This window comes from Bacillus sp. JJ664 (assembly GCF_036962205.1).
Classification (GTDB): Bacteria; Bacillota; Bacilli; order Bacillales; family Bacillaceae_G; genus Gottfriedia.
Genome location: NZ_JBALMS010000072.1, coordinates 994 through 8,942, shown reverse-complemented (window position 1 = coordinate 8,942; position 7,949 = coordinate 994). Strand labels below are relative to the sequence as shown.

Genomic DNA, 7,949 nt, shown 5'->3' with positions numbered 1-7,949 from the left:
AGTTAGTTGAATAAGGAATACGCTTAGGAATCCAATTTTTGACCCATTACTTTGTTTTTTGCCTTCTCATCCACTGTGTAGCGACCCATTTTTCTCCAGAGATAACTGGTGCACCAGCATGCAGGGTTAACTTGTTTATGTTCTCATCTTCATAGAAATATTCAAAATAGACTGCTGTTCCTTTTTGCGGTGTCACAGAAAGCTTTAGTTGAGGAAAAACAGTCTCCCCACCTTGATCCACATTATTTAAATAAATTACAATTGTACTAATTCGGTTATTCTTCGCAGCTTGACTAGTTGGTAAGAAATAATCCGTGTGCGCTTTGTATTCTTGACCAGGTAAGTATTGTAGAATTTGAAGGCCATCCCCATGTTCAACAGGCACGTTCATAATCTTTGTAATCCTCTTTTCGATGGTCGCAATGAGGTCATTTTCATTGTTTGCAAAAAACATTCCACTGCTTGTTCGGATCGGGTCCACTTCCCTAGTTGACCCAATTTTCGAACGCTTAATACGGTCCTTTGCCAATCGAATCAATTCATCACATTCATCATCACTAAGTACATTCCCTAGCAGTACCACGAGTGGTTCTTCGTACCTCGCAAGAATCCGGATATCCCGACCTTCTGCTTGAAACGTATTCCCATTCTGTTGAAAAATCGTTTGTTCGGTTAATCCATTCAAGGTCACGATCATCAACTCCCAAATAATTTAATTTTCAGAATAATGTTTCTATGAACAGTATATCAGATAACTTCCTAAACACGAAGGCATCCCTTATTAAAGGGATGCCTCTATAGTTTAAATAGAAACTTTCACAATGACTTATACAATTTATTTTTATATAATCTCTTAAATGTAGTGTTTCGATATCTTGACAATCAAGATAATTTTAATATATATGGAGGGGTACGACAATTATTCCTGTTTTTTCGAGCTAATTTAAACCATACGATTATAGTTCAAAAGCTTCTTAATGGTTCATTTTCAAACCGGGATAGACGATGTAGTCACCAGAGAAATGATATCGGTACATTCGGCCAAAAATAAATGGCCCTATATTTTACAAATCGTTGCCACTCTCATAATTGTGGCCAAACTCGCTTCAACTATCCGTCAACCCTACCGCTGAACCGTTTGATTGCTTCCTCGGTCACCGGCTCGAAAAGGTTAACAAGGTTGCCGTCGGGATCACGGAACAACATAGCACGGTTCCCCCACGGCATCGTGGTAGGTTCCTTCACCCACTCATCAATAAATGGCTTTAAACGTTCGTATTCGGCATCGATGTTGTGGATGCGAAATTCGATGATGACAGTGTGATTGCTGGCCGCTATTGCGGAACCAGTGCCGAACAGTGGTACCGTCTGCGAGTGGCCGATTGCCAGGGTGCACGATTTCAAAACTAGTTCGGCAAAGACAGGCGCGGGGCGTTCCCCCGAAACACCCAAGACTTTTTCATAAAACTTGACAAGACGATCCAAGTCGTCGGTAATAATGCGAACAGAAGCAAAATTCACGAGATAACATCCTTCCTAATAAAACATCGTATCATATCATTTTTGGCCAGAACCAGCGATGCTTTCGTAAATTGCAAAAGGTTACGAAGTCCTGTTTTTTCCATTTTAAGTAACCTAATTTGCGGGTTAACGGACGTTCGTTGGTTCTACCCAGGTTTAAAGGTGTAAAGGCTAGATTTAATCAATAATTATTCCATTTTTGGTTTTACGACCCTCCTTCAATGTCTGGCTACTTTGCAATTGGTCCATAGCGATATGAATTATCCTTTGCAATTCATACTTCACATTTATCTCCCACTCCTTTACGTTTGCTTATACCGATTATAAAAAAACACTACTGACAACAGTATGTCAGTAGTGTTTTAACATTTTTTTGACTTCCTCACGAATCCGATTTCGGAATGATTCAGGCTCCAATACAACCACTCCCGCTCCCCAGCCAAGTACCCATTGTAGCAATTCGTCTAGTTGACGAACGCGTAAGACCACATGTAATCCATCTCGATGCTCTTCCATATCCTCAATATAATGATAATTCGACTCCCTCACTTTATCTACGATGTCATGGTTAAATCGAAGGCGAACTCGCAAGTTTCTATCATCCAGAGGGGTATACTCCCTTAAGTTAAAATGTGCCGGCAGTTCGAATCGTTCTTCCAGATCGATAAGTTCCGTCATTCGGGACAAGCGGAAGTGGCGAATCTCTTGGCGCAGATCACATCGAGCTACGAGCATCCACGATCGTTGAATGAGCACCAATCCATAGGGAGCAACGGTACGAACACTATGGTGATTCCCCTCGGAATCTGTAAGTCTTTTTGCATAATGAAAGTTTATCTTTTGCTCATCTAATATCGCTCGACGGATCTTTTCAAGATATTTCTTTTCTTTTGACGGCGTAACCTGTTTATCGGAAATGAGCAAACGCATAGTTTTGAGTACATGAGAAGTTTCATTGCGAACGCTCGACGGAAGAATGGCATCGATTTTGCCACGAGCCGCTTGAGCCCTGACACGATAATCATCATCAAATTGTTGTTCGATAAAGTCTGTTCCAATCAGTAGGCTCACGGCTTCTGGTACCGTAAAACTGATAGGGGGCAGGAAATAGCCTTCCATTAAGGAATATCCTGTCCCAGGGGCTCCTATGATTGGCACGCCAGCTTCACTCAGCGCCTGAATGTCGCGGTAGATGGTTCGCACGCTAGTTTCAAATAGGGTTGCCAAATCTTCGGCACGTACAACTTCTTTACGTTGCAACTCCAGCACAACGGCTAACAATCGGTCTGTTTTGTTCATTGGTTACCCCCTTGAATGTTTATTACAAAATAATATACCATATCTTAATGTAGAAGATAATTTAGCGACTCAGGAGTTGATGGACATGGCTGTGTAATGGCATATATGAGGAAATCTCTACAAAATAAAAAATAAGGGCAAGGCATCCGTTGGAATTATTCCGTCAACTGGCCCGAATGTTGAACATAAGTTAAACAACGTTCTTCAACTAAACTCCCATTTACCGAAACAAAAAAGACTGCCGAAGCAGCCGAATGTTATTGAACTAACGCGCCAATTTGTTGAAGTAAACTTATTCACAAACTTGTTATTAACAGCTTCGTATTTCCTTTCGTCATTTTTTTATATTTTTAAAGAAAAAATAAAGACAAATAATGAAAGTTTACCAAGGATGTATTTGAACAATTGAACTTGATAACGGAAATTCATAAGCTTCTAAATAATAATTTGCAAGTTTGCCACCATTCTGTTAACGCTATACCTTTTGATTTTTATAATCATTTTCGGGTTTCTTTCTTTAGATCCTTCAATTTAATTTCTAATTTCAGATGTTGTACTGTTATTAAAAGAACTGACACAATAAAACTTTTTTCGAATAATAGCAAGCAATAATATACAAATGACATAAAGGATAGATAAAGCAACTACAGTGTAAACATTTCTCTCAAGTGAAACTTGATTAGTGATACTCGCAAAGATATTAAAAAACGTGTGGGCTAAAATCACGATCAAAATCTTTTTAGTTAAGAAATAAATGAAGGCAAAAATAATACCTAGTAAAAAAGCATTTACTACTTGAAGAATAACAAGTATATAACTATTCTCTGGATTAATGGCATTAGCACTGTGCAAAATGCCAAAAACAAGAGAAGAAAATACAACATACAAAACTGGACCTTTATCCTTTAATTTTATGTAAAAGAGCCCCCGAAAAAGTAGTTCCTCTGTATATCCAACTAAAATCATCTGCACGACAGTTAATAAAAATACTGATAAAGAAATATTTGAGTCTATTCCTAACATAATTGGTTGAACTAATACAATAATCACCAGCATGATAAAAATACGGTAGTCATTATTTTTTAGGGAGAAACCCAATTCCTTAAGCGGCGTATCACTCTTCATAATTTGTCTTGTAAAGAAGAATGCCATGACAGAAAAAGCAAGAATTTGAAATAGTAACACACCTTTTTCGCTGACATTAGTAATCACTGATAATGCGGAAAAGACAGAAACTGTAAAAGTCAAAAATACGCTATACAGAATAAGCACCAAGTAAGAATTTTTTTTAATCATTATGAACCCTCCAACTCTTTATTTTTTTCTAATTTATCATAGAGCTTATATCTTTTATTTGTTAAAATTCCTGTATACAGGAATTTGGGAGGGAGAAATGTTGTACGGAGCCACAATGAAGAATATAAGAAAACAAAAGGGGTTAACTCAAAAAGAGATATATACTGGTGTCGTTTCAAAATCGTTTTACAGTGATTTTGAAGCTGACAAATACTCTGTTAGTTTGGACAAGATTCAAGGACTTCTCCAAAACTTAAATATATCTTTTGAAGAATTTCTATACTTCCATAACCAGATGGATTTATCAGATACTCAGAAACTAGAAAAAAAGATTGATGATTATTACAAAAAAGGTAAATTTGAGGAATTGTATAGTATTTATCAAGAATATTACACATGTAGTATTAGAGAGGTTCGTTACTTAGCATCAAAAGCTTATCTTTTAGTATTGATTACAAATAGTAATTTTTACAACTTTTCTAGAGATCCCTTTAATGAAATAATTTCAAATTTAGAAGCCACCAAGTCCTGGACATTAAATGAGATTAAACTAGCTAAGCTCGTTCTGCTTTCGATACCAGAGAAAAAAATGGAAGAATCCTTCAAGCTTTATCATAAAATAGCAAAAGAATTGTCAAAGTATATCAACTTTAGTGATATGCTCTATCCAAAAGAACTAGCTGATTTGTATTTCAATAGAATCCAAAGTCTACTAGTCCTAAACAATATATCTGAAGCGGAAAAGGTATTTCAAGATTACTCAAGTTTGATAAATGAAGTTGACGATATTAATCTATTCATTCAATTTCATTTCATTAAGATTTTACTTAGTTTATATTCGGATTATTTTGTTGCAAAGGATGAGATAAATAGTTTCTTACGAAAAATTGATAATGTTCCAGTATCTGAATGCCATTTTTATAAGATTATTTTTCAAATCCATAACGAAAAAGCTAAGAATTACTTTTTACGATATCAGAAAAAAATTTGATCTTTAAAGCCTTACAAAGTCTATATTTTGCGATAAAGTCCACTGAATAACCAAATTGTCTGGTTATTTAGTGGACTTTTCAGGTTATTCAATGGCCTGAAACAAATAACAAGTGGTCCATTTCGAAATCAAAACTCAATGCATTTGTATAAACAGGTTTATCCACACTCATTATCTCCTTAATGTCAGTTGCTAATTAGCTTGATACCTCTTTCCTTGTTCAACTAATCTGCCATTTTAGTGCATTAAAAAAGAACTACCTAAGCAGTTCGTGGTTGTTCAACTAACGTTCCATTTAGTTAAACATGCTTTATAATGCGGCGCTTACTCGAATAACTGGACATTAGGCTCACGCTTTAGTACGTGAACGATCATTGAGTGTAATTGTCCACGGTGATGAAACAGATGAGCCTGAGTATCCAACAGCCATTCGTAACGTGAATGGATTACCCCAAAAAATGAAGTCGTTCCCTGTAACAACTCTTCATCTTTTAATCTTGATATGCCTTCTTTTAAATAAGAGTAGTAGCTAATCAGGGAATCGATAATTGCCTTTTGATTCGCTTTTGGTTCAGCCTTTTCATAGAAACGATCCAGTTCATCTTCCGAAGCTTCAGATCCAATCATGAAATCAGCTTTACATAAAACCGAGATATGCGAAAGTAATTCACCAATTGACCATTTTCCCACCGTCGGTTTAATTTTCAGGTCTTCCTCACTCAAAGTGTTTATTAATTTAATAATCGTATAATTAATAAAAAGAGGAACAGATTAAATTCTTATTTTATATAACTAACGCGCCAGTTAGTTGAATAGGGTAATTTTTTTATTTACGATTTTACAATATTATAAGCAAGGCCAATTACACCAGAATTAAATGTTTTGTTTTCGACTAGTGAGAGGTTTCGTTTATATTCCGACCCCTTAAATAAAGGTAATCCACTTCCTATAATAACTGGTGAAATAGTAATTTTAATTACATCAATTAAATCAAGTTCCATAAGATGATGTGCAAACCTTGGGCTACCTAAAATAATAATATCTTTACCTGGCTGTTTTTTTATGTTTTTAATTTCTTCTTCAATATTTTCTTTTACTAATCTTGAATTATTCCATTCAGCTTTTTCAAGTGTCGTAGAAAAAACAATCTTTTGTGTATCTTCAATCCATTTTGCATGTTCAATTTCATGTTCTCTTGCTGAAGGGTTAGAAGGTACTGAGGTCCAATAATTTTTCATCATTTGATATGTCCCTCTTCCCCATAAAACAGTGTCAACAGTACTTAGAATTTCCTTTGCATGCTTTTCTAATTCTTCATTGTAGGATACCCATCCAATATCCATTACACCGTTTGGACCCTCAACAAATCCATCTAAAGAAGTATGTAAAAATAAAATAACTTTTCTCATAAAATCCTCCTATTTACTAAGTTATGTTTGTATTATTAAATTTATATAAACAAGGTATTACTAACTGTTTTTATGGTTTAGAAGATATTATTCTTCTTAAATACTTCCCTTTTCCCTATATTCTTCTCTTGGAAAAAAACTCTTTGATCTCTTGTATTTAACGTCAAATCTTAAATGATTTCCAACCAATACTTCAGTTAGCACATTAAAAACACCTACAAAATTGTCGATTGTCGATCGTCGATCATTTTATTCAACTAACGCTCTCGTTAGTTGCAAAACATTTAGTATTAGGCAATTAATCCACTGTTTAGCCTACCGGTCTATTCGAATACTTGGCGAAGCTCAATCTGTCCTTCTCCAAGACCATGTGGATCAGGCGCCCTCATCGCCCACTCGATGGCTTCCTCGCGAGATTTCACATCTATGAACCAGTATCCTGCAATCAACTCATTGACTTCAGCGAAAGGCCCGTCTGTAATGGTCGGCGGTTCACCTGGAACAGGGTAAGTAATACGAATACCTTTGGAGCTTGGATAGAGTCCACCGACTGACAACAGGACTCCAGCTTTCTTCAGTTCTTCATTATATTTCTTCATCGCAGCAAACATAAGATCCATCTGTTCCCTTGGCATTGTCCCTGCTTCAGAGTCCTTTGAAGCCTTCACAACCATCATAAATTTCATTAGTAACTCCTCCTCTGGGTTTTGGCTTTCTAATGTTCATCCTTCATTTAACCCTTATACATTGATACCATTCTTACTGTTACAGCTATTATCATTATATCTTGGTTCATCGAGCTTTTATAGCTTCAATATTAGAATAAAGAATGCTTCCATTTTCATATTTAGTAATCGTCACATCATCTTCAACAGAATCAAAACCAGACCTCTCACACTACTGTACGTACGGTTCCGTATACGGCGGTTCAAATTATGTCTGACGTAAAAATTCATATCTTAAATAAAGACATTTGAGACCTTGGTTTTTCCAAAACTTATTCCCTAGGCTTTTATTTAGAATATGACTTTGCGATATTCTTCAATAGCATTTTCTTGTGTTTCCCCATTCATAAGCCGTTTGTTAGCGGCGTTGCTCCGTCAGACTTTTGTTCATTGCTTTTTCTAGTTTTTGAACTTACCAGTTCAACCAATTACCTCTGTCACTAATACGACGACCGAAAATATCGCGTCTGTCATCGTCGCAACGATTAACTGCACGACAGAAGTCATCTTTATCAATCGTGATTTTTGCATTAAACGTAAAATCTCTATCTCTTCTTCTGTTTCTATCATTATTTCTATCTTTATTTCTTTCATTGTTACAGTTGCAACCCATTGCTACCGTATACTTCAAAAAAACTGCATAAGCAACTCAAGATATATTCATAAAATCTTCCTGAAAATAGGATATTAGCAAAAGCCTTCCAACTT

The 7,949-nt window shown here is 35.9% G+C and carries 9 protein-coding genes; 1 reads left to right on the top strand and 8 read right to left on the bottom strand.

Annotated elements, in window-relative coordinates:
• Positions 1-46 precede the first annotated feature (46 nt).
• The 4 genes from V7056_RS13000 to V7056_RS12985 form a co-directional block, all read right to left on the bottom strand.
• On the bottom strand, positions 47-697 hold the full coding sequence (locus V7056_RS13000) for a 2OG-Fe(II) oxygenase (RefSeq protein ID WP_499702547.1): 651 nt from the start codon (positions 695-697) through the stop codon (positions 47-49).
• A gap of 413 nt (positions 698-1,110) precedes the next feature.
• On the bottom strand, positions 1,111-1,521 hold the full coding sequence (locus V7056_RS12995; protein WP_499702545.1) for a VOC family protein: 411 nt from the start codon (positions 1,519-1,521) through the stop codon (positions 1,111-1,113).
• Between the two features lie 351 nt (positions 1,522-1,872).
• Complete coding sequence (locus V7056_RS12990; protein WP_499702543.1) at positions 1,873-2,820, bottom strand: helix-turn-helix transcriptional regulator; 948 nt, start codon at positions 2,818-2,820, stop codon at positions 1,873-1,875.
• Between the two features lie 531 nt (positions 2,821-3,351).
• The gene (locus V7056_RS12985) at positions 3,352-4,116 is read right to left on the bottom strand and encodes a CPBP family intramembrane glutamic endopeptidase (RefSeq protein ID WP_499702541.1); all 765 of its coding nucleotides are present in this window, start codon (positions 4,114-4,116) and stop codon (positions 3,352-3,354) included.
• 115 nt (positions 4,117-4,231) lie between these two features.
• Here V7056_RS12985 and V7056_RS12980 point away from each other — a divergent pair, with 115 nt between their 5' ends.
• On the top strand, positions 4,232-5,107 hold the full coding sequence (locus V7056_RS12980; protein WP_499702539.1) for a helix-turn-helix domain-containing protein: 876 nt from the start codon (positions 4,232-4,234) through the stop codon (positions 5,105-5,107).
• Between the two features lie 324 nt (positions 5,108-5,431).
• On the opposite strand, the gene V7056_RS12975 is transcribed toward V7056_RS12980, so the two are convergent.
• From V7056_RS12975 to V7056_RS12960, 4 genes are all read right to left on the bottom strand, one after another.
• Positions 5,432-5,848, bottom strand: coding sequence for a DinB family protein (locus tag V7056_RS12975; protein ID WP_499702548.1), 417 nt, complete (start codon positions 5,846-5,848; stop codon positions 5,432-5,434).
• An 89-nt stretch (positions 5,849-5,937) separates the two neighbouring features.
• Positions 5,938-6,516 carry a dihydrofolate reductase family protein gene (locus V7056_RS12970; protein ID WP_499702537.1) on the bottom strand — a complete coding sequence of 193 codons (579 nt, stop codon included), beginning with the start codon at positions 6,514-6,516 and terminating at the stop codon, positions 5,938-5,940.
• A 323-nt stretch (positions 6,517-6,839) separates the two neighbouring features.
• The gene (locus tag V7056_RS12965) at positions 6,840-7,202 is read right to left on the bottom strand and encodes a YciI family protein (RefSeq protein WP_499702536.1); all 363 of its coding nucleotides are present in this window, start codon (positions 7,200-7,202) and stop codon (positions 6,840-6,842) included.
• A gap of 459 nt (positions 7,203-7,661) precedes the next feature.
• Positions 7,662-7,835, bottom strand: coding sequence for a hypothetical protein (locus tag V7056_RS12960; RefSeq protein ID WP_499702534.1), 174 nt, complete (start codon positions 7,833-7,835; stop codon positions 7,662-7,664).
• Between the last annotated feature and the right edge of the window lie 114 nt (positions 7,836-7,949).